24 protein-coding genes are annotated in these 24,181 nt (G+C 60.0%); 9 read left to right on the forward strand and 15 right to left on the reverse strand.

Annotated features, from left to right (window positions below):
- Window positions 1-2: 2 nt before the first annotated feature.
- From rnhA to coxB, 12 genes are all read right to left on the reverse strand, one after another.
- Window positions 3-446 carry a ribonuclease HI gene (gene rnhA, locus ASD36_RS02260; RefSeq protein WP_060504861.1) on the reverse strand — a complete coding sequence of 148 codons (444 nt, stop codon included), beginning with the start codon at window positions 444-446 and terminating at the stop codon, window positions 3-5.
- Complete coding sequence (locus ASD36_RS02265; protein ID WP_060504860.1) at window positions 443-1,423, reverse strand: homoserine kinase; 981 nt, start codon at window positions 1,421-1,423, stop codon at window positions 443-445. The genes rnhA and ASD36_RS02265 overlap by 4 nt, the downstream gene beginning before the upstream one ends.
- A gap of 79 nt (window positions 1,424-1,502) precedes the next feature.
- A complete protein-coding gene (gene ispH / locus ASD36_RS02270; RefSeq protein WP_060504859.1) occupies window positions 1,503-2,513 on the reverse strand; it encodes a 4-hydroxy-3-methylbut-2-enyl diphosphate reductase in 1,011 nt (336 codons plus the stop codon).
- A 3-nt stretch (window positions 2,514-2,516) separates the two neighbouring features.
- On the reverse strand, window positions 2,517-2,882 hold the full coding sequence (locus ASD36_RS02275; RefSeq protein ID WP_060504858.1) for a DUF1304 domain-containing protein: 366 nt from the start codon (window positions 2,880-2,882) through the stop codon (window positions 2,517-2,519).
- 32 nt (window positions 2,883-2,914) lie between these two features.
- On the reverse strand, window positions 2,915-3,685 hold the full coding sequence (locus ASD36_RS02280; RefSeq protein WP_082512173.1) for an SURF1 family protein: 771 nt from the start codon (window positions 3,683-3,685) through the stop codon (window positions 2,915-2,917).
- Window positions 3,654-4,037 carry a DUF983 domain-containing protein gene (locus tag ASD36_RS02285; RefSeq protein WP_060504898.1) on the reverse strand — a complete coding sequence of 128 codons (384 nt, stop codon included), beginning with the start codon at window positions 4,035-4,037 and terminating at the stop codon, window positions 3,654-3,656. The genes ASD36_RS02280 and ASD36_RS02285 overlap by 32 nt, the downstream gene beginning before the upstream one ends.
- Window positions 4,038-4,200: 163 nt before the next feature.
- Window positions 4,201-5,079: a cytochrome c oxidase subunit 3 gene (locus tag ASD36_RS02290; protein ID WP_060504857.1), complete on the reverse strand. Its 879-nt coding sequence runs from the start codon at window positions 5,077-5,079 to the stop codon at window positions 4,201-4,203.
- 65 nt (window positions 5,080-5,144) lie between these two features.
- On the reverse strand, window positions 5,145-5,753 hold the full coding sequence (locus tag ASD36_RS02295) for a cytochrome c oxidase assembly protein (RefSeq protein ID WP_060508727.1): 609 nt from the start codon (window positions 5,751-5,753) through the stop codon (window positions 5,145-5,147).
- Window positions 5,754-5,762: 9 nt separating this feature from the next.
- Entirely contained in the window at window positions 5,763-5,903 is a 141-nt protein-coding gene (locus ASD36_RS30980) for a hypothetical protein (protein WP_060504855.1), read from the reverse strand.
- Complete coding sequence (locus ASD36_RS02305) at window positions 5,903-6,859, reverse strand: heme o synthase (RefSeq protein WP_060504854.1); 957 nt, start codon at window positions 6,857-6,859, stop codon at window positions 5,903-5,905. Before ASD36_RS02305 ends, ASD36_RS30980 begins: the two co-directional genes overlap by 1 nt.
- A 144-nt stretch (window positions 6,860-7,003) precedes the next feature.
- Complete coding sequence (ctaD, locus tag ASD36_RS02310) at window positions 7,004-8,698, reverse strand: cytochrome c oxidase subunit I (RefSeq protein WP_060504853.1); 1,695 nt, start codon at window positions 8,696-8,698, stop codon at window positions 7,004-7,006.
- A 21-nt stretch (window positions 8,699-8,719) separates the two neighbouring features.
- Window positions 8,720-9,604, reverse strand: a complete 885-nt coding sequence (gene coxB, locus ASD36_RS02315; RefSeq protein ID WP_060504852.1) for a cytochrome c oxidase subunit II — start codon at window positions 9,602-9,604, stop codon at window positions 8,720-8,722.
- 434 nt (window positions 9,605-10,038) lie between these two features.
- Between coxB and ASD36_RS02320 the strand changes: the two genes are divergently transcribed.
- Both ASD36_RS02320 and tldD read left to right on the forward strand, forming a co-directional pair.
- Window positions 10,039-10,578 carry an invasion associated locus B family protein gene (locus tag ASD36_RS02320; RefSeq protein ID WP_037106408.1) on the forward strand — a complete coding sequence of 180 codons (540 nt, stop codon included), beginning with the start codon at window positions 10,039-10,041 and terminating at the stop codon, window positions 10,576-10,578.
- A 272-nt stretch (window positions 10,579-10,850) separates the two neighbouring features.
- Window positions 10,851-12,266 carry a metalloprotease TldD gene (tldD, locus tag ASD36_RS02325; protein WP_060504851.1) on the forward strand — a complete coding sequence of 472 codons (1,416 nt, stop codon included), beginning with the start codon at window positions 10,851-10,853 and terminating at the stop codon, window positions 12,264-12,266.
- Window positions 12,267-12,308: 42 nt separating this feature from the next.
- Here the strand turns inward: tldD and ASD36_RS02330 are convergent, their stop codons facing one another.
- Window positions 12,309-13,547, reverse strand: coding sequence for a D-alanyl-D-alanine carboxypeptidase (locus ASD36_RS02330; protein WP_244482202.1), 1,239 nt, complete (start codon window positions 13,545-13,547; stop codon window positions 12,309-12,311).
- 416 nt (window positions 13,548-13,963) lie between these two features.
- Between ASD36_RS02330 and ASD36_RS02335 the strand changes: the two genes are divergently transcribed.
- Together ASD36_RS02335 and ASD36_RS02340 are read left to right on the forward strand one after the other, a co-directional pair.
- On the forward strand, window positions 13,964-14,857 hold the full coding sequence (locus ASD36_RS02335; protein WP_060504850.1) for a hypothetical protein: 894 nt from the start codon (window positions 13,964-13,966) through the stop codon (window positions 14,855-14,857).
- Between the two features lie 146 nt (window positions 14,858-15,003).
- Entirely contained in the window at window positions 15,004-16,035 is a 1,032-nt protein-coding gene (locus ASD36_RS02340; RefSeq protein ID WP_112834553.1) for a polysaccharide deacetylase family protein, read from the forward strand.
- A 10-nt stretch (window positions 16,036-16,045) separates the two neighbouring features.
- On the opposite strand, the gene pdxH is transcribed toward ASD36_RS02340, so the two are convergent.
- Window positions 16,046-16,666: a pyridoxamine 5'-phosphate oxidase gene (pdxH, locus tag ASD36_RS02345; protein ID WP_060504895.1), complete on the reverse strand. Its 621-nt coding sequence runs from the start codon at window positions 16,664-16,666 to the stop codon at window positions 16,046-16,048.
- 126 nt (window positions 16,667-16,792) lie between these two features.
- Here pdxH and ASD36_RS02350 point away from each other — a divergent pair, with 126 nt between their 5' ends.
- The 4 genes from ASD36_RS02350 (at window position 16,793) to ASD36_RS02365 (ending at window position 20,313) form a co-directional block, all read left to right on the forward strand.
- Window positions 16,793-17,242, forward strand: a complete 450-nt coding sequence (locus ASD36_RS02350; protein ID WP_060504894.1) for an RT0821/Lpp0805 family surface protein — start codon at window positions 16,793-16,795, stop codon at window positions 17,240-17,242.
- A 232-nt stretch (window positions 17,243-17,474) separates the two neighbouring features.
- Window positions 17,475-18,569 carry a DnaJ C-terminal domain-containing protein gene (locus ASD36_RS02355; protein WP_060504849.1) on the forward strand — a complete coding sequence of 365 codons (1,095 nt, stop codon included), beginning with the start codon at window positions 17,475-17,477 and terminating at the stop codon, window positions 18,567-18,569.
- A 252-nt stretch (window positions 18,570-18,821) separates the two neighbouring features.
- The gene (gene fabI, locus ASD36_RS02360) at window positions 18,822-19,640 is read left to right on the forward strand and encodes an enoyl-ACP reductase FabI (RefSeq protein WP_060504848.1); all 819 of its coding nucleotides are present in this window, start codon (window positions 18,822-18,824) and stop codon (window positions 19,638-19,640) included.
- Between the two features lie 88 nt (window positions 19,641-19,728).
- Window positions 19,729-20,313: a histidine phosphatase family protein gene (locus ASD36_RS02365; protein ID WP_060504847.1), complete on the forward strand. Its 585-nt coding sequence runs from the start codon at window positions 19,729-19,731 to the stop codon at window positions 20,311-20,313.
- Window positions 20,314-20,407: 94 nt separating this feature from the next.
- On the opposite strand, the gene ASD36_RS02370 is transcribed toward ASD36_RS02365, so the two are convergent.
- Window positions 20,408-20,668, reverse strand: coding sequence for a DUF1344 domain-containing protein (locus ASD36_RS02370; protein ID WP_037106378.1), 261 nt, complete (start codon window positions 20,666-20,668; stop codon window positions 20,408-20,410).
- Between the two features lie 261 nt (window positions 20,669-20,929).
- Here ASD36_RS02370 and ASD36_RS02375 point away from each other — a divergent pair, with 261 nt between their 5' ends.
- A complete protein-coding gene (locus ASD36_RS02375) occupies window positions 20,930-24,109 on the forward strand; it encodes an EAL domain-containing protein (protein WP_112834555.1) in 3,180 nt (1,059 codons plus the stop codon).
- The last annotated feature ends 72 nt before the right edge of the window (window positions 24,110-24,181 follow it).

Consider the following 24,181-nt stretch of genomic DNA (forward strand, 5'->3'; position numbering starts at 1 on the left):
CTTCAGCGCTTCTTCTTGAACGGCTCCATGCCCTTGCGGGCAAGCTCATCAGCGCGTTCGTTCTCCGGATGGCCTGCATGGCCCTTGACCCAGTGCCAGGTGACTTTGTGGGTCCGGTTTGCGGCATCGAGCGCCTGCCATAGTTCGCCGTTCTTCACCGGTTTCTTGTCGGCGGTCTTCCAGCCATTCTTCTTCCAGCCATGGATCCACTTCGAGATGCCGTCCATGACATATTTGCTGTCGGTGTAGAGATCGACCTCGCATGGGGTCTTCAGGCTGGTCAGCGCGGTGATCGCGGCCAGAAGCTCCATGCGGTTGTTGGTGGTTTCGGCTTCGCCGCCGCACAGGTCCTTCTCAGTCTCGCCATAGCGCAGCACAGCGCCCCAGCCGCCCGGTCCTGGATTTCCGGAGCAGGCACCATCGGTGAAGATATCGACATGTTTCATGCGGGCAGTGTCTCGTTGGTCAAGCCATATTCCGCAGCGGTTGCAACGGAGCGGTGGAATTGCAGTTTTTTCAGGTATTCGAGCGGGTCTTTTTTGACCACCAGGGCGCCCGCCGGTGTCATCAGCCAATCGTAGAGCCGGGTCAGGAAGAAACGCAGGGCGGAGCCGCGGGCAAGCAGCGGCAGGGCTTCGATCTCGCCCGCGGTCAGGGGCCGCACGCTCTGATAACCCGACAGCAGCGCCATACCCTTGGTGATGTTGAAGGCGCCATCCTTTTCGAAGCACCAGGCGTTCAGGCAGACGGAAACGTCATAGGCGAGCAGATCGTTGCAGGCGAAGTAGAAGTCGATCAGGCCGGAAAGCTCGTCACCAAGGAAGAAGACGTTGTCGGGGAAGAGATCGGCATGGATGACGCCTTCCGGCAGGTCCTTTGGCCAGTTGGCTTCGAGGAAATCCAGCTCGGCTGCAATCTCGGTCTGCAAGCCCGGCTGCACCTCGTCGGCGCGGGCGCTTGAATTATTCCACAGCGGCCGCCAGCCGCCGACGGAGAGCGCATTTGTGCGGCGGATCTCGAACCCCTCGCTTGCCACGTGCATGGCCGCCAGCGCCTTGCCGACTTCACGGCAGTGATTGGCGTCGGGCTTGCGCAGCCACATGCCTTCAAGGAAGGAAATGACAGCGGCTGAACGGCCGGACAGGTGGCCGAGCAGCTTGCCATCAGCGCGCGGCAGCGGCAGTGGGCAGGAAAGTCCCTTGTCTGCGAGATGGTGCATCAGGCCGAGGAAGAACGGCAGGTCGTTCTGGTCCACGCGCTTTTCATAAAGCGTCAGGATGTAGGAGCCCTTGGTCGTGTGCAGCAGGAAGTTGGTGTTTTCGACGCCTTCGGCAATGCCCTTGTAGGACGTCAGCGTGCCGACGTCATAGGCGGTCAGAAAGCGGGCGAGATCGTCTTCGGTGATGTCGGTGTAAACTGCCACGATCGTTCCACTCTTTTTCGGGATTTGTTATTCTATCGCACCCGGCTGAGCGCGGGGAAACTGGGAGGTGCAGCGCGTTTCAATCGCCGTTCACGAATGCCATGTCCTGCGTCGTCAGCGGCACATGGCGGAGTTCGCGGTTGACGAGGAAGTTTTCGGTTTCCTCGACCGTATCGGCAAGCTCCACGGCGGCATCATAACGCGCGCGAAAAGCCTCGATGATCTCGTTGACGATGACCTCCGGCGCCGACGCACCGGCCGACAGGCCAACCGTAGAGATATCGGCGAAATCATCCCAGTCGATTTCCGACGCGCGCTGGACCAGCACCGATTTTTTTGCACCGGCCCGCAGCGCCACTTCGACCAGACGCTTGGAGTTCGACGAATTGGGAGCACCGACGATGATGAAATGGTCACAGCCGGGCGCTGCCTGTTTCACGGCTTCCTGACGGTTGGTCGTCGCATAGCAGATCGAATCGGCGGCAGGCGCCGTCAGGTTCGGGAAGCGTTCGTGCAGCCGCTTGATGACACCGGCGGTATCATCGACCGACAGCGTCGTCTGGGTGACGAAGCCAAGGTTTTCCGTGTCCGGCGGCATGTAGGTTTCGGCGTCCTCGACCGTCTCGACCAGCGACACCGCGCCTTCGGGCAATTGTCCCATCGTGCCGATGACCTCCGGATGCCCGGCATGGCCGATCAGCACGACATGACGGCCGAGCTTCTGGTGGCGCATCGCCTGCTTGTGCACCTTGGAGACCAGCGGGCATGTCGCGTCGAGGTAAAACAGGTTACGCTCGGTGGCATCGGCAGGCACGGATTTCGGCACGCCATGAGCCGAGAAGACCACCGGCTGCTTGCGGTGCTCCGGCGGGATCTCATCCAATTCTTCGACGAAGATCGCGCCTTTGGCCTCGAGCCCTTCGACGACATAGCGATTGTGGACGATCTCGTGGCGGACATAGACCGGGGCGCCATATTCCTTCAGCGCCAGAACGACGATCTGGATCGCCCGGTCGACACCGGCGCAAAAGCCGCGCGGGCCGCAGAGGCGCAGGGTGATCGGGATCTTTGCTGGAAGGGAAGCCGCCATTTATCAGAATGCCAGTAGAGTAAACACGAGGGCGAGAATTGCCGGGCCGCCCTGCACCAGAAGGATGCGCGGCTTGACCGACCATGCGCCATATATAGCGGCAACGATCACGCACACAAGGAAGAACAGCTTCAACTGGAATGCAAATTCCGGTGGAGAGGCGATCAGCGACCAGACAAGTCCAGCCGCGAGGAAGCCATTATAGAGCCCCTGATTGGCCGCCAGAGCCTTGGTTGCTTCAGCCTGTTCCGGCGTCATCCGGAACACTTTCCGCCCCTGTGGTCCAGTCCAGAGAAACATTTCGAGCACCAGAAAACCGATATGCATCAGAGCCGTCAGGGCGATCAGGATGTTTGCGAGAATGGCCATTCGATGTCCCCAAGAATGCTATTGCGCCGACCCTATGGCTTTCTGCGAAAGATGAAAATCCCGCTGATGACGACCAGTGCGGCAGCCAGTCCGTACCAGGTCATCGCGTATTGCAGATGGCTGTTCGGCAGGTCGAACTGCGTCACGCCACCAATCGGCATGCCGCCCTCATGTGACGTTGCGTCGGCATCGATGAAGAAGGGCACGACCTTTGCCGGATCAAGGCCAACGCTCGAGGCCATGACATCGAGGTCCTTCCAATAGAAGATGTTCTTGGCGATATCGTTGTCTGGTACCGCCCAGGATGGCTTTTGCAGCAGCTTGGCGCGGGAAAGCCCGGTAACGGTCTGCTCATCGGTCAACTGGCCCAGCTTGCGCATTTCCGGCTCTTTGGCTTCGAAGGTGACGAAGCCGCGGTTGACAAGGACGATCTGGCCGTCGGCCAGTTGCAGGGGCGTGTAGACGTAATAGCCGGTGCGGCCGCCATAGGTGGCGAAGAAATGCCGTTCCTTGTTGTTGAGATAGATGCCGGTGACGCGCACGGTGCGATAGTCGACATCCTCCCCCGCCTTTGCCAGAGCCTCGATGGCAGCCAAATCGGCAGGCGGCGCGGCGCGGCGTTCGGCGATCGATGCCAACAGCCCTTCCTTCCAGGCCAGCCGTTCCATCTGCCATGTGCCGAGGCCCAGAAGGATCGCGAGCGCGATGAGAACCAAAACGATGCCGACGACGCGGCCAACCAGCCCGCCGCGCTTTTTATCCGATACCGTATCAGCCACGATCGATCTCGCCCTGGCGTGCATTGTTGCGGAATTGCACATTGATCAGAACGCCCTTGAGCATGCGCATGAGAACCAGGCTGAAGGCGATGGCGAGCGGTATCCACAACAGGAAATGCACCCAGAGCGGTGGATTGATATTGACCTCCATCCAGAGTGCCGCCCCAACCACGATGAAACCGACAATCAGGATGACAAAGACCACCGGACCATCGCCCGCATCGGCAAAACCATAATCAAGACCGCAGTTGGCGCAGGACGGTTTCATCGTCAAAAATCCGTCGAACAGCTTACCCTGACCGCATCGCGGGCAAAGCCCTTTAAGCCCGGCCTTGACCGGCTCGACCGGCGGGAAATGTGCGCTGTCTGCGTGCATGTCGTCGTGTTCCTTCTTGCGCTGCTTTTCCATAACCCATTCGCACCAGCAGCGATATATCGGCCACCGCGACCTTTGGGCCCATCGGCACGCCGTCGTTCCGGCAAAGAAAAAGGCGGGCGCATATGCACCCGCCTTCACAATTTTTCGGTTCAGAGCCCGATCACATATGAGCGACCGGGGCACCCCAGCCACCCCAGATGTAGATCGAGAAGAACAGGAACAGCCAGACCACGTCGACGAAGTGCCAGTACCAGGCGGCGGCTTCGAAGCCGAAATGCTGCTTCGGGGTAAAGTCGCCCTTCACTGCGCGGATGAGGCAGACCAGGAGGAAGATCGTGCCGACCAGGACGTGGAAGCCGTGGAAACCGGTCGCCATGAAGAAGGTCGCGCCGTAGATCGAATCCTTGAAGGCGAACGGAGCGTGCATGTATTCGTAGACCTGAACATAGGAGAACAGGGCGCCGAGCAGCACGGTCAGCGTCAGGCCGTTGATCAGGCCCTTGCGGTCACCGTGCAGCAGCGCGTGGTGTGCCCAGGTGACGGTGGTGCCGGACAGCAGCAGGATAACGGTGTTGTAGAGCGGCAGGTGCCACGGATCGAGAACCTCGATGCCCTTCGGCGGCCAGACACCGCCGGTGAACGCGGCGCGGGTTGCCTGGATCGCTTCGCCCGGGAACAGGCTGGCATCGAAATAGGCCCAGAACCAGGCGACGAAGAACATCACTTCCGAAGCGATGAACATGATCATGCCATAGCGCAGATGCAGCGACACGACGCGGGTATGATGGCCCTCATGCGCTTCCTTGATGGTATCCGACCACCAGCCGTACATCGTGTAGAGAACGACGGCGAGACCGATGAAGAAGAACCACGGATGCGCCCAGTCGAGACCGAACAGGTGCAGCGTGCCGCCCGACAGGTATCGCATATAGCCGACACCGCCGAAGGCCATGACGAAGGCGCCGATCGAGGCAAGCAGCGGCCATGGGCTCGGATCAATAATGTGGTAGTCGTGGTTTTTCTGGTGCGCATCGGCCATGTGGACTATCCCCGATAAGTCTTTCTCATGTCGTCATTTCCGGCTTAGCCGAAAACTGTGATCTGTCAAAGTTTGTTGTCAGTTTCATCAGGCTTTCCCGTCAGCGCCGCGACCGGCTTTGATGGTTCGCGGGCGTAGAACGTGTAGGACAAGGTCAGTGTGTTGATCCCCTTGGTCTCGACCGCCTTGACGATTTCCGGATCGACGAAGAACACCACCGGCATCTTCATGTCTTCCCCCGGCTGCAATGTCGTCTCGGTAAAGCAGAAGCACTCGACCTTGTTGAAATAGGCGCCAGCCGCCATTGGCGTCACGTTGAAGACCGCCTGACCGGTCGTCGCCGTTTTCGCCATGTTGGTTGCTTCGAACTCGATCTGCACGGTTTCGCCGATCTTCAGTTCGATCTCACGCTGCACCGGCTTGAAGCTCCAGGGCAGGTCGGATGCGATATTGGCATCGAACGTCACCTTGATCTTCTTGTCGAGGATAACATCGGAAGCCTGCTCGACCCGCTTGGTCGTGCCGTTATAGCCGGTTACCCGGCAGAACATGTCGTAGAGCGGCACGGCGGCATAGGCCATGCCGGTCATGCCGACGACGAAGGCGAGACAGGACGCCACGATGACGCCGTTTGCCCGTTCCTTCTTCTGTTCTGGCGTTTTGATCGGTGCCATGATCGCTCCTTACTGGACCATGCCGTTGCTGAACTTGATCAGCGTCACGACATAGAAAATGGCAACGAGACCGAAGAGAACGGCACAAAGCGCGATATTACGGCCGCGGCGCGACTTCTTCTGGGCGTCCGTGAGTGTCACGAGTTCCATCAGGCAACCTTTCCGGCAGTGAGCCACAGCGTGGCAATCAGATGATCGACCATCAGCGCGGAGAAGATCGCGAAGAGATAGAGGATCGAGAACGCAAACAGCTTCTTGGCAGGGATCATCTTCTCGTCACCCTCCGGCATGCGATGGACGCCGATAGAATACCAGATGAAGCCGAGGCCCAGCGCTGCGGCAAAAGCGCCGTAATAGTAGCTTGAGAAACCGAGGATCGTCGGCACGACGCCGATGATCGCGGTCAGGACGGCATAGATGACAATCTGCGTCTTGGTGGTCGCCTCGCCCGAGACATTCGGCAGCATCGGCACGCCGACCGCCTCATAATCGCGCATCTTGAACAGAGCCAGCGCCCAAAAATGGGCCGGCGTCCACAGGAAGGTAATCAGGAAAAGCACGATGCTTTCGACGGCGATGCCATTGGTGACGCAGGCCCAGCCGATCATCGGCGGGAAAGCGCCGGCCGCGCCGCCGATGACGATGTTCTGCGGCGTCGAGCGCTTCAGCCACATCGTATAGATGACGGCGTAGAAGAAAATCGTGAAGGCGAGCAGACCGGCCGACAGCCAGTTGACGACGATGCCGAGGATGCAGACCGAGAAAGCCGACAGCGTCAATCCGAACGACAGCGCTTCCTGCGCCGTGATCTTGCCAGCCGGGATCGGCCGCTTTGCCGTGCGGGTCATGATCGCGTCGATATCCGCGTCGTACCACATGTTGAGGGCACCGGAAGCTCCAGCACCCACGGCGATACAGAGTATCGCAATGAAACCGATGAAAGGGTTGATGTGCCCGGGTGCCATCACCATGCCGGCGAGGCCCGTAAACACCACCAGCGACATAACGCGCGGCTTCAGCAGCTCGAAGTAATCGCGCGCAGAGGCTTCAGAGAGACGAACGACGCCTTCCGTGCCGCTTGCTTCGTGATTGTCGATAACCCGCATGTCCAGTCCTTGGATTTATCCGGCGCATCCATGCGCCGTGTTGCCGGGCATACCCGGCGTTGAGAGAAGCCGCCTTTGCGGGCGGCTTCGGCCCGACGTTGAACGAAGCCGCCGTTTCCGGCGGCTTCGGATCGATTGCGACGCTTACTTGATGCGCGGCAGCTGTTCCCACTGGTGGAATGGCGGCGGCGATGTGAGCTGCCATTCGAGCGTGTTTGCGCCCTCGCCCCATGGGTTGTTGCCGGCAACGCGCTTCTTGGAGAAGGCTTCGAAGACGCCGAACAGGAAGATCAGCACGGCAAAGGCCGAGATGTACGAACCGTAGGACGACACGGCATTCCAGCCTGCATAGGCATCCGGATAGTCGATGTAACGGCGCGGCATACCGGCAAGGCCGAGGAAGTGCTGCGGGAAGAACACCAGGTTGACGCCGATGAACATGACCCAGAAGTGCAGCTTGCCGACGAATTCCGAATACATGTAGCCGGTCATCTTCGGGAACCAGTAGTACCAGCCGGCGAAGATCGCGAACACGGCGCCGAGCGACAGAACGTAGTGGAAGTGGGCAACCACGTAATAGGTGTCGTGCAGCGAACGGTCGAGGCCGGCATTGGCGAGCTGAACGCCGGTGACGCCGCCCACGGTGAACAGGAAGATGAAGCCGATCGCCCAGACCATCGGCGTGGTGAAGCGGATCGAACCACCCCACATCGTCGCGATCCAGGAGAAGATCTTCACGCCGGTCGGAACCGCGATAACCATCGTGGCGAAGACGAAGTAGCGCTGCGTGTCGAGCGACATGCCAACGGTGTACATGTGGTGCGCCCAGACGATGAAGCCGACGGCGCCGATCGCAACCATGGCATAGGCCATGCCGAGGTAACCGAAGATCGGCTTGCGCGAGAAGGTCGAGACGATGTGGCTGACGATGCCGAAACCGGGCAGGATCAGGATGTACACTTCCGGGTGACCGAAGAACCAGAACAGGTGCTGGAACAGGATTGGGTCGCCGCCGCCTTCAGGCGCGAAGAAGGCCGTGCCGAAGTTGCGGTCGGTGAGCAGCATGGTGATGCCGCCTGCCAGAACCGGCAGCGACAGAAGCAGCAGGAAGGCAGTGATCAGAACGGACCAGGCAAACAGCGGCATCTTGTGCAGCGTCATGCCCGGAGCGCGCATGTTGAGGATCGTGGTGATGAAGTTGATCGCACCGAGGATCGACGAGGCACCGGCAATGTGCAGGCCCAGGATCACAAGGTCCATGGCAGGCCCCGGCTGACCCGATGTCGAGAACGGTGGATAGATCGTCCAACCGCCACCCGCGCCATAACCGCCTGCAGGACCTTCGACGAACATCGAGAGCAGAACCAGCAGGAAGGCCGGGATGATCAGCCAGAAGGAGATGTTGTTCATGCGCGGGAACGCCATGTCCGGCGCGCCGATCATGATCGGAACCATCCAGTTGGCAAAGCCGCCGATCAGCGCGGGCATGACCATGAAGAAGATCATGATCAGAGCATGTGCTGTCGTGAAGACGTTGAACATCTGCTTGCCGCCATCGATGGCAGCATCGCCTTCGAAGCCGTAAACCATCTGCGCCAGACCGTGGAAGATCTGGATGCCCGGCTCCTGCAGCTCGGCGCGCATGAAGACCGACAGCGTGCCGCCGATGATGCCCGCGAAAATCGCGAAGATCAGGTAGAGCGTGCCGATATCCTTGTGGTTGGTCGAGAGGAACCAGCGCTGAAAGAAGGTCAGCGGCTTGTGTGCGTGGTCATGGTCGTGCCCGTGATCGTGGGCATGGTCATGAAGGTGATCGTGTTGCGCGGTTGTTCCGGCCATTGGGTCGAGCTCCCCTTCGAATTACTGTGCGGCGTTTTCAGCGACGTCTACGGTCTTAGCCGCGCCGTCGATGGAAGCCATGAGTGCCTTGTTCGCCTCACCAACATTGGTGGCGGCGGCAGCGAGCCAAGTGTTGTACTTGTCTTCGCTGACGACCCGGATGGCGATCGGCATATAGGCGTGATCCTTGCCGCAGAGCTCGGAACACTGGCCGTAGTAGAGACCTTCGCGCTCAGCCTTGAACCAGGTTTCGTTGAGACGGCCAGGAACAGCGTCGATCTTCACACCGAAGGCCGGCATGGCGAAGGCGTGGATGACGTCGGCAGCGGTGACCAGAACGCGAACCGTCTTGCCAACGGGAACGACGACCTCGTTGTCGACGGCGAGAAGACGCGGATATTCGTGCTTGTCTTCCTTGCCGAGCGAGGCGCGGTCTTCTTCCTTCATCATCAGGCTGTCGAAGGAGAGCGGGGTTTCGCCGACTTCGTATTCGTAGGACCAATACCACTGGTTACCGGTCGCCTTCAGGGTGATATCCGGATTTTCCGGCGGCGTCAGCTGCGCAGTCAGCAGCTGGAAGGATGGGATCGCCAGAAACAACAGAACAATCACCGGACCGAGCGTCCAGACGATTTCGATTGCCGTGTTATGGCTGGTCTTGGATGGAACCGGATTCTTGCTTTCGCGGAAACGGACCACGATCCAGATCAGCAGCGCCAGGACAAAAAGCGTGATCGGAATGATGAACCAGAGCGTGTAATGCTCGAACCATGTAATTTCTTCCATGATTCCGGTTGCTGCGGTCTGAAAGTTGGTCTGCCATGCGACCGGCTTGTCAGCCAAAGCATTCGAAGCAAAGAGCAGACAGGCAGTCGATGCCAAAACTGCAAAAGCCTTGTTTTTCACTATAGTGTCTCCCTGGGCGCTTGATCAGGATCAAACCGTAACGCAGAATCCTTAGCCATACTGAAGCGCTTCAAACCACAGTTTGATGATGGCCGCAACATCTGTCCATTCAAGCCCATGCGGCATTTTGCGCAAATGACGCTTTTCACACAAACTGTTAAGGCCTCGCAGGCCTTAGAGATGCCGGCAGCCGCAAAAGCACGCCGAGGCACCCGACATTTACTCCACTCTCCCCGCCCCCTATACCATACATAAGAGACGACCGGCACTCCGCCGGCGCGCATACACCGGAGTTTTGCGGCTGATTTGCCGTTTTGGTCCAGTTTAGAAGCCCCATTTCCGCCACACCGGGCTGGAATGTACCGCGCGGGGCTTTTCATTTGCGGCTACGCGCTTCAAGAATAGCCAGACTGATTCTTAAGTTTGAGGTTTTCATGGGCCTGTCCCTCCTTTCCCGGCTGCCGATCGCGGCGTTCGGACTAGCTGCCGCCCTTCTTTCCCATACGGCGGCGGCCCAGCAACCCGGAGCACAACAGCCAGGCACACCCGGCACGGTGAAGTCGAACCATGGCGCGTGGTCGATCGTCTGCGACCAGCCGGCAGGAGCAACGGCCGAACAGTGCGCCCTGATGCAGAACGTTATTGCCGAGGACCGGCCGGAGGTCGGCCTTTCGGTTGTCGTCCTCAAGACCGCAGACCGCAAGGCAAAAATCCTGCGCGTTCTGGCCCCGCTCGGCGTTCTCTTGCCAAACGGTCTTGGCCTGAATGTAGACGGCAAGGATATCGGCCGCGCCTATTTCGTCCGCTGCTTCTCCGACGGCTGCTATGCGGAAGTGGTTCTGGAAGACGAGCTCTTGAAAACCTTCCGGTCCGGCGCACAGGCAACCTTCATCGTCTTCCAGTCTCCGGAAGAAGGCATCGGCATTCCGGTCGACTTGAAGGGTTTTGGCGAAGGCTACGACGCGCTGCCGTAAGCGGTTTCCCTTCCACTTCTCCCCAACGGGGGAGAAGTGCCGAACGTAAGTGAGGCGATGAGGGGCCAACAGTACGGACCGCCTGTGTGGCTCCCCTCATCCGGCGCGACGCGCCACCTTCTCCCCGCCGGGGAGAAGAAAAACCGCAGACCTTTGCACACATTGGCAAACCGATGCTTCCTGGCGGGAGCGTCTTGACATCTGCGCTTGCCCCTCACCGCACCTGTCCCTACATAAAGCACCATATTCCTTCGTATCTGGAGCCCTCGCCCATGAACACCGATCTCATCAAACTGTTCGACAGCGACGAGGCTGCCATTCGCGAAGTTCTGGCGCAGACCTTGTCGGGTGCTGATGATGGCGAACTGTTCATCGAACACAGCCAGTCGGAATCGCTGTCCTTCGACAATGGCCGCCTGAAGGGCGGCAGTTTCAATACCGACCAGGGGTTTGGCCTGCGGGCGGTGGCTGGCGAAGCGGTCGGCTATGCGCATGCGGGCGATCTATCGCTCTCCGCGCTGAAACGGGCAGCCGATGCGGTCGGCGCCGTCACACGCGGCTATTCCGGCACCTATGCTGCAGCCCCGCAGCGCACCAACAAGAAACTCTATGGCGACGAAAACCCGATCGGTGAGCCGAGTTTTGAGGCCAAGGTTTCGTTGCTGCAGGAAATCGACGTCTATCTGCGGGCCAAGGATCCCAAGGTCCGGCAGGTGACCGCCTCGATCGCCGCCAGCTGGCAGGTGGTCGATATCCTGCGCGCCGATGGCGAACGCATGCATGATATCCGGCCGATGACGCGCCTCAACATTTCCGTCGTCGTCGGCGAAGGCGACCGGCAGGAGGCCGGATCCTACGGTGTCGGCGGCCGCCGCGGTTTTGGCGATTTTGTCACCGTGGACAACTGGCGGCGCGGCGCTGACGAAGCTCTTCGGCAAGCGCTTGTCAATCTCGAAGCCGTCGATGCTCCGGCCGGCACCATGGATGTCGTTCTCTCATCGGGATGGCCGGGTGTGATGCTGCATGAGGCGGTCGGTCACGGACTGGAAGGCGATTTCAATCGCAAGAAGACCTCAGCCTTTGCCGGCCTGATGGGCCAGACGGTTGCGGCCAAGGGCGTGACCGTCGTTGATGACGGTACGATCGAAAGCCGCCGCGGTTCGCTGACCATCGACGACGAAGGCACGCCATCCGGCTACAACGTCCTGATCGATGACGGCAAGTTGGTTGGTTACATGCAGGACCGCCAGAACGCCCGGCTGATGGGCATGAAGGCGACCGGCAACGGTCGGCGCGAATCCTATGCGCATGTGCCGATGCCGCGCATGACCAACACCTACATGCTCGGCGGCGACAAGAGCCCGGAAGAAATCATCGCCTCGGTCAAGAAGGGCATCTATGCCGTCTCCTTCGGTGGCGGCCAGGTGGATATCACCTCCGGCAAGTTCGTCTTCGGCTGCACCGAGGCTTATCTGATCGATAACGGCAAGATCGGCGCGCCGGTCAAGGGCGCGATGTTGATCGGTAACGGGCCCGACGCCATGCAGCGCATCACCATGATCGGTAACGACATGAAGCTCGATACCGGCATGGGCAATTGCGGCAAGGGCGGCCAGTGGGTGCCTGTCGGCGTCGGCCAGCCGCATTTGCGCATGAACGACATGACTGTGGGCGGCACGCAGGCCTGATCGTCCAAGAACGGCCCTGCGGCCGCCAGGCGCCTTCCCGCCTCAGCCGCGGGACGGCAACAGCATGCAGTCATACGAGCGCTGTTTCAGCCTGCTGCAAGCAGCGGCAGCGTCCTCCCGGCTGGAAAAACCGACGAAGCGGGCGCGATAGACCCGGCCGGCACCGTTGCCGACGGCCTCGGTATACGGCGAGGCTGACTGCAGCGTGTGGCCTGCAGCAACACTCGCCTGCGCCAGCAGGGCACGCGCTGCCTCTTGAGACGGCGCTGCTGAAATCTGGATCTGCCAGGCACCGGCCGGAAGAACATCCGCGGTGTTTTCGAGCTCATTCATCGCCGCCGGGCGCTCGGCTGGGATTGCTGAATGCGACGACGAGCTGGCGATCAGTGCGGCGACCGCATCGCTGCTCCGGCGCTCCGGCGCCGCAAAAGGCAGTGGCACATCGGACGCGCCGAGGGCGGCGACCTCCACAGGGCCGCGGGTCTTTGCGGCAGCCACCAGCGCACGGCTGCCCGTGCGCGACGCCTTGCCGATATGGCGATCGAGCAACGCAGCCATCTTGTCGTCGCGGCTTCGAGCAGTGCGGCCGCCAAGCACGACGCCGATGACCCGCCGATTGCCGTCCCGGACGGCGCTGACGAGATTGAAACCCGAGGCATTGGTATAGCCGGTCTTGATCCCGTCCATGCCGTCATAGCGGTACATCAGGTTGTTGTGGCCGCGGACCTTGCGGCCACGGAACACAAAGCTCTCGGTGGCAAACAGCCTGTACTCCTTGGGAAAGTCACGCATCAGTGCGATCGCGAGCGTCGACATGTCGCGCGCCGTCGTCACCTGGGCGCGTGCCGGCAGGCCGGACGCGTTGATGAAGACGGTCCGGCTCATACCGAGCTGGCGCGCCTTCTTCGTCATCATCTGGGCGAATTTGGCTTCCGTTCCACCGAGCTTCTCTGCCATCGCGGCTGCCGCATCATTGCCCGAGCGCACGATCATGCCGAGGACCGCCTCGCGTACCGTCAGCTTCATCCCCGCCTTGAGCCCCAGCCGCATCGGTGGTTTGGCCGCCGCCGTCTTCGACACCTTGATTTGGCTGTCCCATTTGATGGTGCCGCGGTGAAGCGCCTCGAAGGTGAGGTAGAGCGACATCATCTTGGTCAGCGAGGCTGGATGGTTGAGCGTGTCGGGATTTTCCGCCGACAGCACCTTGCCCGTGCGGGCATCGAGAATGATCGAGGCGCTGCCTGCAAAGGCCACCGCCGGTCCGAAGGCAAAAGTAAACATTGCCCAAAGCAGGCATCGAAAAGTTGTCATGCCGGTCCCCATTCGCTGGCACCCTTGAGCGGGCGCGGTTTTGCGTCATTTTGCGACAGAGCCGTGTCTTTGCTGCAACTTTGCGGCGGAATGCGCCTATCCGGCACTACTTTTATCGCAGTGGTAAACGAAGAATTAACGTTGCCGCCGGCCGGCCGGCCAAAGGCAACAGGCGCTCTAACACTGCACCTCAGTAACCGGGCATGGCCGTTACGGAACCAATCCCCCCTGCCCGCGTTTACCGGACACGCCGCATAACCGTTTGAAAAAGCGGCCGGTTCAATGCAAGGGAGTTACATCATGGGACGCGGAATTCTACTCTGGCTGCTGGGGGTTCCGATCCCCATTATCATCCTACTCGCCCTCTTCTTCCGATAGGTGGCGCGATGACAATCCCGGTTTCAACGGTACCGTCAGGCACCACCATCGAATCCTCGGATTCCGCCGTCAGCTGGGGCGCGATCATCGCAGGTGCCGTGGCGGCGGCGGCGATTACGATCGTTCTCTCGCTGCTCGGCTCCGGCATCGGGCTGAGCATGGCCTCCCCCTTTTCGTCACAGGGCGCATCCTTGACAACCTTTGCCGTCACCGCGGCGATCTGGTTCATCGTCGTGCAATGGGCCTCTGCCGCATTCGGCGGATATATTGCCGGCCGCCTGCGGACGAAATGGACCGGCGTTAACCGCGACGAGGTGTTCTTTCGCGACACAGCCCATGGTGTGCTCGCCTGGGCGCTCGCAACGTTGATCGTCGCCGGTGCATTGGGTTCAGCTGTATCATCCGCAGTCGGCACTGGTGTGCAGGCCACGGCGACGGTGACAGCAGGCGCGACAGCGGCGGGTGCCGCGGCAGCCTCGTCAGATGCGGGCAGCAATGCGACGTCCTACTTTGTCGATAACCTGCTGCGCCCGGCCACACCTGCTGCAGCACAGGCTGGCGCGGGGGCGGACGATACGGCAGGTCAGGTGTCCCGTATCCTCCTCACCAGCGCTGCCAACGGCGAAATGTCGACCGGTGACCGAACTTACCTCGATCAGCTCGTTGCTGCCAAAACGGGCTTGTCGGAACCGGATGCCAAGGCCCGCGTCGATGCCGTTTTGAAAAGCGTCGATGAAGCCAAGGTGGCTGCGACGGAAGCGGCCGAGACGGCACGCAAGGCCAGCGCATCCGTCGCGCTGTTTGGCGCGCTGTCCCTGTTGATCGGTGGCTTTGTCGCCGCAGTCGGTGCGGCACTCGGCGGCCGCCAGCGTGATGAAGTCGATGGGGTGTTGCCGCGTTAACTGCCAACAACCATTGGAATAATATTATAAGGCGGGCCGCGAAAGCGATCCGCCTTTTCGTTGCCCAATCTGCCATTCAGCCGGTGTTAACGCCAGGATGGCTAATGTCGCGGTCGATTTTGCGCTAGGGGATGCACTTGAAAAACATGCTGCGACAAGCCGTCAAACGCACGGCCATTACGGGTGGCTTGACCGTTGCCGGGTTGCTGCATGCTGGCGGGCTGATGCGGCAGGCGCGCGGTCGCGGCGCGATCTTCACGCTGCATCATGTTCGCCCGAAACGGCCTCGCACCTTTGATCCCAACGCCCATCTGGAGATCACCCCGGAATTTCTGGATACAGCGATCTCGACATTGAAACGCGATGGCTACCGGTTTATTGCCCTCGATGCGCTGGCTGCCCATCTTGCCTCGAAGGATCCCCAACCGGCTGCCGTTTTCACGCTGGATGACGGCTATCGCAACAATCTCGACCATGCCGCGCCGGTGTTTTCCAGACACAGTGTACCCTTCACGGTATTTGTTGCCGGCGGCTTCATCGATCGCACCCATACGCTCTGGTGGGAAACGCTTGCCGATCTTCTGGAACAGCAGTCAAGCCTGACCTTCGATTTCGGTGCAGGTGACGAAACCCTGCCGCTTGGCAGCCTGCCGCAGAAGCAGAGCACCTTCGACCGGTTTGCCGCCTTCCTGCATTCTATCGACGAAGCCACGGCGATCGACCGGCTGAACCGGATAGCGCAGGCATCCGGCATCGATGCCATAGGGATCACCACTGCTTTGACGCTGGACGAGGCAGGCCTCAAAACACTGATCGAAAACCCGCTCGCCAGCCTTGGCGCGCACACGATCAGCCATCGTTCGGTCACACGCCTCAGCGACGAAACGGCAAGCGCTGAAATGGACCTTTCGGCCCGCAGGGTGGAACAAATCACCGGACGCCGGCCGACATCGCTTGCCTATCCCTATGGCTTTGCCACCGCCGTCTCGGCCCGCGATCACCGTTTGGCCGCCGGTCTTGGCTTCAGCACCGCCGTGACGACGCAGCCAGGAACGCTGTCCAATGCGGTCAACACCGCCGCTCTGCCTCGCATTTCGCTGAACGGTCATTTTCAAAAGGCTGGATATGTCAGCGCGCTTGCCTCGGGCATTGCCTTCAGGTTGATGGGCGCGCGCTGAGCACCTTCGATCAGGGATACATGCGCACCTTCGACCAATCGCCTTCCGGCGCATCGCGGCGGAACTCGATCCGGTCGTGCAGGCGAAAAGCGCCATCCTTCCAGAACTCGATCGACGTCGGCTTGATGCGGAAACCCGACCAGTGATCGGGGCGCGGAATCTCGCCGATGGCATATTTCAGCGTATATTCGGCAACGGCCTTTTCCAGCGCAAACCGGCTTTCCAGCGGCCGCGACTGTTTTGACGCCCAGGCGCCGATCCGGCTGCCGCGCGCACGGGTCTTGTAATATTCGTCGGCCTCTTCATTGCTGACGATCTCCACCGGGCCGCGCACGCGCACTTGGCGGCGCAGCGTTTTCCAGTGAAAGCACATCGCAGCCTTCATGCTGCCAAGAATTTCCTGGCCCTTGTGGCTTTCGAAATTGGTGTAGAAGACGAAGCCGCGCTCGTCGAAATCCTTCAGCAGCACCATACGCACATCCGGCAGGCCATCTGCATCTACCGTCGCCAGTGCCAAGGCATTGGGATCGTTGATTTCTGCGGCCTGCGCCTCTTTCAGCCACGTGCCAAAAAGGGAAAAGGGCTCATTCTCTTGCGTGAAGTCACCAGTTGTTAACCCAGTCTCACTCATATTGCCATCCAATGCCGTAATGTGTGGCGCGAACGCAGTTTCCGCCCGCCGAACGAAAAATGTCAGAGCTTGCACGTTGCGTCTTAGGACCTTGAAGCCGCTCTTTCCAGTCTGACAGGTATGCCGTTGCAAGACATAGCAAAGTGGATCAAGGACACAAAGGGTTTATCCCGGTTGAGCGGCATTGCCGCAGTGTGCCTGGCCGCGACCATTCTTTCGGGATGCCTTGGCGGTCTCGATTTTTCCGGAACACCCGAGGTCGACCGAACCGTCTCGACAAATTCCGTGCCCTCCGTCCGGAGTGACGAAGACAATTCCGACGCACTCACCGTCAAAAATGCGGTGTCGTCAGCCGATGTGACACGGATTGCCGGAAACCCCATTCCCTGGGCGAACTCCAGTTCGGGCAGCACCGGTGTGATCAGCAGCATCTCCGAGGAACAGGTGAACGGCACCACCTGCCGCCGGTTCACCACCACCCGCCATTCCTATCAGGGCATCGCCAAGTTTGACGGCAATACCTGCCTGCTCGGCAATGGCCAATGGTATCTCACCAGCTTTGGCCCCCGCAGCTGATATCGGGATTGGCACGCTTCGCTACCGCGTATTAACCACGCCACAACAAAGACGCGGCGCGAAGCCACGAACACAACCGGCGCACGCCCACAGCTAACCGTAATTTAAGCAGCAGCTTCTCATCATCACCGGCATAGGGAGAAGACCGCCGGGACGCGGCTCCCCGATTGTTTCAACAGGCTGAAACGAACCGCGAAATGCGGCACCTCAGTCTTCAAGGGCGGTGACAGGCATGCGTGATCCCTATTCAGTGCTCGGCGTCAGACGCAATGCCGGACCGGACGAGATCAAGGCCGCCTGGCGGTCCGTGGCAAAAGCCGTGCATCCCGACCAGAACAAGGATGATCCGCTCGCCACCCAGCGCTTTGCCGAGGCTGGACGCGCCTACGAGGTGCTGAAGGACCCGAAGCTGCGCAACCGCTACGACCACGCCCGCCGTGAGGCTGAACTGCGCCGCATGGAAGAAATGAAGCGCAAGGCGCGGGGACCGGAAGAGGAAACCATCGACCCGGAAACCGCCGAAGAGATGATTTCGCGCATTTTCGAGACCAAGGACAGGGCACGGGCGCAGAACGCAAAGCCGCCAGAGAAGAAGCCGGCAACGGCTGCGCCGCAGGCAAAGGCCGAACCGGCGCCGGAAGCCCGACCGGAGCCCAAGGCAGAAGCTGTGCCGGAATCCGAAGCCAAGCCGGAACAGAAAGTCGAGGGCGACAGGACGCCCATGTTCGGCGGCTTCCCACGCGCCGCAGCACCGGCAGCAGACCTTGTTTCGGCGATCGTCCGGCGCATCCGCGGCGCGGCCAGCAAACCCGCACTGGAAAAGGTGCCCGATATCTTCTGCGACGTCACGGTCTCGATCGAGGAGATCTTCCGCCGTGAAAAGGCAACGGCAACGCTGCCCGACGGACAGACATTGAAGGTCACTCTGCCCGCCGGCACGACCGACGGCAGCGTCGTCCGTCTCAAGGAAATGGGTTACCGCTTGAACGGCATGCAGCGCGGCGATGTCGTTGTTACCGTGCGCGTGCTGGAGGACGGCCGCTTCCGCAGCGACGGGACCGACCTGCGGACCACTTTGCCAGTCAATATCCAGGATGCCATCCTCGGATGCGAGATGACGGTCGAGACCCTTACCGGGGCCATCAGGGTAACCATCCCGGCATGGTCCGGCTCCGACCATGTGATCCGGCTTGAGGGTCACGGCCTGCCGACAGCGGAGGGCAAACGCGGCGATCTACTGGTGGAACTGCGGCTGATGCTGTGGGAAAAGCCGGATGAAAAGATCACCGACCTGATGCGCAGCCTGCGCAATGGCCTGTTTCTGTAAAGATTTTGCGACAAACGCCGTGGATCGCTGCCAGCAATATGGCCACTGACCCAATATTACGGGGACTAACACTTCCTGATCTCCCCCGCGCTTGAACCACCGGGACGGCTATGTCATAGCCAATGCTCGAAAAATTCAGAGCCGACGCGACCGCAAGGGGCGCGAAGGCTCCGGCAGGTTCAACATATGCGAATTTCCAGTCGGCCAATGCCTGACTGACGAAAGCATAGGCTTTATTGGGGGCATAACATCATGTCGCAAACATCCGGTCTGATGAAGGGCAAACGCGGCCTTATCATGGGTGTCGCAAACAACCGGTCGATCGCATGGGGCATTGCCAAGGCAATTCGCGCACAGGGCGGCGAACTGGCATTCACCTATCAGGGCGACGCCTTGAAGAAGCGGGTCGAACCGCTGGCCGAAGAACTCGGTGCCGTCATGGCCGGCCATTGTGATGTCAGTGACGAATCCACGATCGACGCCGTTTTCGACAACCTGGAAAAAATCTGGGGCAAGATCGACTTCATCGTGCACGCCATCGGCTTTTCCGACAAGGACGAGTTGACCGGCCGTTATGTCGATACGTCGGCCGCAAACTTCGCCCTGACGATGAACATCTCGGTCTATTCCTTCACCGCCGTCGCGCGGCGTGCGGAAAAGCTGATGACCGATGGCGGCTCGATGCTGACCATGACCTATTACGGCGCCGAAAAGGTCATGCCGAACTATAACGTCATGGGTGTTGCCAAGGCGGCCTTGGAAGCCAGCGTCAAGTATCTTGCCGTCGATCTCGGCCCGAAGAACATCCGCGTCAACGCGATTTCGGCTGGCCCGATCAAGACGCTTGCTGCGTCCGGCATCGGCGATTTCCGCTATATCCTGAAGTGGAACGAATACAACGCGCCACTGCGCCGCACCGTCACCATCGAGGAAGTCGGTGATGTCGGCCTCTACATGCTGTCGGACCTGTCGCGTTCGGTCACCGGTGAAGTTCATCACGCCGACAGCGGCTACCATGTCATCGGCATGAAGGCCGTCGATGCGCCGGATATCGCCGTCGTCAAGGACTGATACGCCTCCGAAAGAATTCCGGGGCTCTCGTGTAGCGGGCGCCCCGGCTCCTGCCTTGGGGCCAAGCCCCCTGCCCCGGAGTTTCTCCGTGACCATTTACATGATCCGCCACGGACAGACCGACTGGAATGCGCAAATCCGCATGCAGGGCCAGAAGGACATTCCGCTCAACGATACCGGCCGCCGCCAGGCGAGCGGCAATGGCCGGTCACTTCTTGCCATTCTCGGGCAGGATGTTGAAAAATTCGACTTCGTCGCCAGCCCGCTTCACCGCACCCGCGAGACCATGGAACTCATTCGCGAAGCCATGGGGCTTGCCCGCAACGGCTACCGCATGGACGACCGGCTGAAGGAAGTCTCCTTCGGTGATTGGGAGGGTTACACGATGGCCGAACTCGAGCGGGAGATGCCCGAACGGGTGGCGGAACGTGAATTGGCGAAGTGGGATTTCATCCCGCCGGGGGCGGATGCTGAAAGTTATGAAATCCTGTCCTGGCGCATCGGCGCCTGGCTTTCCAGCGTGTCCGGGCCGACCGTCTGTGTCAGCCATGGCGGCGTCATCCGCACGCTGTTCAAGCTATGCGGCGCCATGGATGCGGAGGAAGCAGCACTCGGCGCCATTCCACAGGATCGAATCTTGAAAATTGAGAACGGCACAATCGGCTGGCTCTAGGCTGCCTTTGGCCGAAGGTGGGAAAAGCGGCGGATTGTTCAATCAGCCCGCCACCCGAATGATGCGGCACTGAGCCAGTGCCGCGACTGCAGTCTTACTGCACGATTTCCAGATCATTGATGACGCGCTTGCCATCGACTTCGGTGTAGAAAACCAGAACCTTGACGCCCTGCTTCAGGCCATCAAAGTTGAATTCTTCCGGTGCCTGGTAGTTCTTGCCGTCGTCCAGCGACAGGCTCAGCTTGTCGGTATCGACGCCGGTGATCACGGCCTCGACATCGGCACTCTCGGCGAACGCGGCAAGCGGCGAAAAGAAACCGGCTGCGGCCATCAACGTAGCAACGATGAAACGCATCTGTCTTGCCCTCTTCAGTGATTCATTCAATTTTGTTGTGCCCACTGTTTGATCTCCGATTGTGGCAAAAATCGCCCGCTGCCGTGTCATTTAAAATTTTACCGAATTTGGACCGCTCTTTAGAAAGCTCATGGTTAACCAAATCCTGATCGACAGCGTCCCTCCCGCCGAAGAGCCGATTTCATAGCAGGAACAGCCTCTAAAGCCAATCTTAAGACTCCCTCTCTACCGTGAGGCCGGGGAATATGGGGTGCATGGCCGTTGACTAAAAGCGCTACAATCCGTCATCGCGCCTGGGCGCTTGCCAGGCTGGCGAAACCGTCGCTTTTTCCCGCCTTCATCGCCGTTGCCGTCGTTTTCACCGGCGGCTACTTCTTCGAGCAGCAGAACCGCGAAAACTTCCGCAACGAGCTGAATAGCAACGTCCAGAACGAGCTCAATCTTGTTTCCCTGCGCCTGCAGAGCGAGATCAACAACAACATCACGGCGCTACGCGGTTTTGCCAACAGTTTCGCCGTCGATCCGAACATGGCCCAGCCGCTTTTCGACCAGTTGGCGACCAAGCTGCTGATCCAGAATCCGCAGATGGTGCGCGTCAGCGCTGCACCCGATGCCGTCATCCGAATGACATTTCCCCTCAAAGGAAACGAGCGGATGATCGGCACCGACTTCAAGAAATTCCGTTCCTCCCGGGTCGCCATCGACCGGGCCGAATCGAGGGCCAAGCCCATTCTGGCCGGCCCAGTCAGGCTTCCGAGCGGCCGGACCGGCTTCAATCTGTTTTCGCCGGTCTTCACCAGGACTGACAACAGCCTGGTCTTTTGGGGCTTCATGGAAGCCGTCATCGACGAACGGGATATCTACACCAATGCGGGCCTCATCGACGCAGGCAAGCATAGTGACGAAGCTGATGGCGGCCACCGGCATACCAATATCCAGCTGGCAATCCGCGATGTCTCGGTGAAAAACAGCATCCAGGATGCATTCTTCGGCGATACCGATCTCTTCGAAAAATCGCCTGTCATCCGCCAATTGCAGCTGCCCGGCGGAACATGGGAACTGGCGGCGATCCCAGCCGACGGCTGGGCGCAGGAGCCCGCCAACAGCACATGGCTGGAAACCGCGATCTTCATCGCTGCCGCGATCATCATCATCCCGATCTTTCTGACCGGCGGTTTCGTCAACGAGCGCCAGCGCAACATCGCCAAGCTTCGCGCACGCGAGCGGGAACTGCTGACCGTGTCACATCGGCTCAATCTGGCGCTTGAATCCTCCAAGATCGGCATCTGGGAAATTGACCTCGACACGCAGACACGCTCCTGGGATGAGCGCATGTACCATCTGCATGGCCTGCCACCGGGCGGCGGGGATCCAAGCTACGCGGAATGGCGCGGCTCGGTGCATCAGGACGATATCAGGGCGGCATCCCTGACCCTGTTCAGGGCGTTGGATGAAGATCTGGAATATCGGTCGCAGTATCGCGTCGTCATGGCCGACGGCAGAATCCATCACGTCCGCAATGCCGGCTCCACGCATGTGGGTGCCGATGGCAAAGCCAAGATCACCGGCATCAGCTGGGATGTCACCGACGACGTCATGATGACGGAGCAGCTGCGAACGGCAAAAGCCGTTGCCGACCAAAAGAACGCCGAACTGGAAGATGCCCTTACCGGTCTGTCGGAACGCGAACAACAGCTGGAGGCGATCACCAGACGCCTCGATCTGGCGCTCGATTCCTATCAGTGTGGCATGTGGGAAGCCGATCTCGACGCGGGCGTCACCTACTGGGACGAGCGCATGCATCAGCTTTACGGGCTGACCTATGTCGACGGCATAACGTCACATGAAACCTGGATCAACACGATCCATCCCGATGACCGCGAAGAGACACTTTCAAGCGTGGGCCACACCATTTCGACCGGCCTCCCTTATGTGCAGGCCTCCAGGGTGGTGCTGACAGACGGAACAATCCGGCATATCCGCTCCGTCGGCAAGATCCACGAGGCGCCCGGCGGTAACCGGAAGCTGATCGGCATTGCCTTCGATATCAGCGATGACGTGCTTTTGACCGATGAACTGCGCACCGCAAAGGCAATGGCCGAAGCCAAGAACGGCGAACTGGCCGATGCCAAGGACCGTATCGAACACAATGCCCTGCACGATCCGCTGACGGGCCTTGGCAATCGCCGCATGCTCGACAAGGAACTTGAAGCGCTGTCGGCCGCCCGCAAGGATGGTCTGCAGAACATCGCGATCCTCCATATCGACCTCGATCGCTTCAAGCAGATCAACGATACGCTCGGCCATGCGGCGGGTGACGCGATGCTGGTGCATGCCTCGAAGATCCTGCGCGCAAACGTGCGTGCCGGCGACATCGTGGCGCGCATCGGTGGCGACGAGTTCGTCGTGCTGGCCGCCAATCCGCCGAGCAAGATTTTCCTGTCCAGTTTGTCCGAGCGCATCATTGCCCAGATGCGCCAGCCCGTCGATTACAACGGCTTTCCCTGCCGCTTCGGTGTCAGCATCGGCATTGCCTGTGCCGGTAACATGGCGATCGACGAACGCCAGCTGCTGGTCAACGCCGATATCGCACTCTACCGGGCCAAGGAAAGCGGCCGCAACCGGCATGAATTCTTCACCGAAGCGCTGCAGGCCGAAATCATCACGACCAAGCGGATTGCCGATGAGATTCTTGAAGGCATTGAGCAGAACCAGTTCGTTGCCTGGTATCAGCCGCAGTTCGACGCCGGTACGCTGCGCCTTTCCGGCGTCGAGGCACTGGTACGCTGGAACCATCCGCGCGAGGGCGTTCTGACGCCAGACAAGTTCCTGCATATCGCCGAGGAGCTGAATGTGGTGGCAACGATCGACCGTATCGTGCTCGACCGGTCGCTGATCGACGCGATGCGCTGGGCAGCGCTGGGTATCGACGTTCCGAAGATCTCCGTCAACGTCTCGGCCAAGCGGCTTAGCGACGACCTGCTGTTGAACTCGCTGCAAGGCCTGTCGTTCAAACCGGGTCAGCTGTCGTTCGAACTGGTGGAATCGATCTTCCTCGACGAGAGCGACGATATCGTTACCGCCAATATCGAGGGCATCAAGAAGCTCGGCATCGATATCGAAATCGACGATTTCGGCACCGGCCATACCTCGATCGTCAGCCTGCTGAAGATCAAGCCGAAGCGGCTGAAGATCGACAGGCAGCTGGTTGCGCCCATTCTCAACTCCCGCAACGAACAGGCATTGATCCGTTCGATCATCGAGATCGGCCGCTCACTCGGCATCGAAACGGTCGCCGAGGGCGTCGAAACCATGGAACATGCGGAAATGCTCGGCCTGCTCGGTTGTGATCTCCTGCAGGGTTATGCTTTCGCCAAGCCCTTGAGCTTCGACAAGTTCGTGGAATTCGCCAACAAGGATGCCCTGCAACTGGCGTCCTGATTGGCTTTCGCGACAGGACACACTGTTCACGACGCAATCATGATATTTCGCCAGAAAGGTTTTCCCTTTCCG

Origin of the sequence: Rhizobium sp. Root1334 (genome assembly GCF_001426665.1) — a bacterium.
Lineage (GTDB): Bacteria > Pseudomonadota > Alphaproteobacteria > Rhizobiales > Rhizobiaceae > Pararhizobium.

Bases quoted from the DNA above. Each gene is read 5' to 3' on its own strand.
- rnhA (WP_060504861.1), bottom strand. From the start codon at position 446: ATGAAACATGTCGATATCTTCACCGATGGTGCCTGCTCCGGAAATCCA.
- ispH (WP_060504859.1), bottom strand. From the start codon at position 2,513: ATGGCGGCTTCCCTTCCAGCAAAGATCCCGATCACCCTGCGCCTCTGC.
- ASD36_RS02275 (WP_060504858.1), bottom strand. From the start codon at position 2,882: ATGGCCATTCTCGCAAACATCCTGATCGCCCTGACGGCTCTGATGCAT.
- ASD36_RS02280 (WP_082512173.1), bottom strand. From the start codon at position 3,685: ATGCACGCCAGGGCGAGATCGATCGTGGCTGATACGGTATCGGATAAA.
- ASD36_RS02285 (WP_060504898.1), bottom strand. From the start codon at position 4,037: ATGCACGCAGACAGCGCACATTTCCCGCCGGTCGAGCCGGTCAAGGCC.
- ASD36_RS02290 (WP_060504857.1), bottom strand. From the start codon at position 5,079: ATGGCCGATGCGCACCAGAAAAACCACGACTACCACATTATTGATCCG.
- ASD36_RS02295 (WP_060508727.1), bottom strand. From the start codon at position 5,753: ATGGCACCGATCAAAACGCCAGAACAGAAGAAGGAACGGGCAAACGGC.
- ASD36_RS30980 (WP_060504855.1), bottom strand. From the start codon at position 5,903: ATGGAACTCGTGACACTCACGGACGCCCAGAAGAAGTCGCGCCGCGGC.
- ASD36_RS02305 (WP_060504854.1), bottom strand. From the start codon at position 6,859: ATGCGGGTTATCGACAATCACGAAGCAAGCGGCACGGAAGGCGTCGTT.
- ctaD (WP_060504853.1), bottom strand. From the start codon at position 8,698: ATGGCCGGAACAACCGCGCAACACGATCACCTTCATGACCATGCCCAC.
- ASD36_RS02320 (WP_037106408.1), top strand. From the start codon at position 10,039: ATGGGCCTGTCCCTCCTTTCCCGGCTGCCGATCGCGGCGTTCGGACTA.
- tldD (WP_060504851.1), top strand. From the start codon at position 10,851: ATGAACACCGATCTCATCAAACTGTTCGACAGCGACGAGGCTGCCATT.
- ASD36_RS02330 (WP_244482202.1), bottom strand. From the start codon at position 13,547: ATGTTTACTTTTGCCTTCGGACCGGCGGTGGCCTTTGCAGGCAGCGCC.
- ASD36_RS02335 (WP_060504850.1), top strand. From the start codon at position 13,964: ATGACAATCCCGGTTTCAACGGTACCGTCAGGCACCACCATCGAATCC.
- ASD36_RS02340 (WP_112834553.1), top strand. From the start codon at position 15,004: ATGCTGCGACAAGCCGTCAAACGCACGGCCATTACGGGTGGCTTGACC.
- pdxH (WP_060504895.1), bottom strand. From the start codon at position 16,666: ATGAGTGAGACTGGGTTAACAACTGGTGACTTCACGCAAGAGAATGAG.
- ASD36_RS02355 (WP_060504849.1), top strand. From the start codon at position 17,475: ATGCGTGATCCCTATTCAGTGCTCGGCGTCAGACGCAATGCCGGACCG.
- fabI (WP_060504848.1), top strand. From the start codon at position 18,822: ATGTCGCAAACATCCGGTCTGATGAAGGGCAAACGCGGCCTTATCATG.
- ASD36_RS02370 (WP_037106378.1), bottom strand. From the start codon at position 20,668: ATGCGTTTCATCGTTGCTACGTTGATGGCCGCAGCCGGTTTCTTTTCG.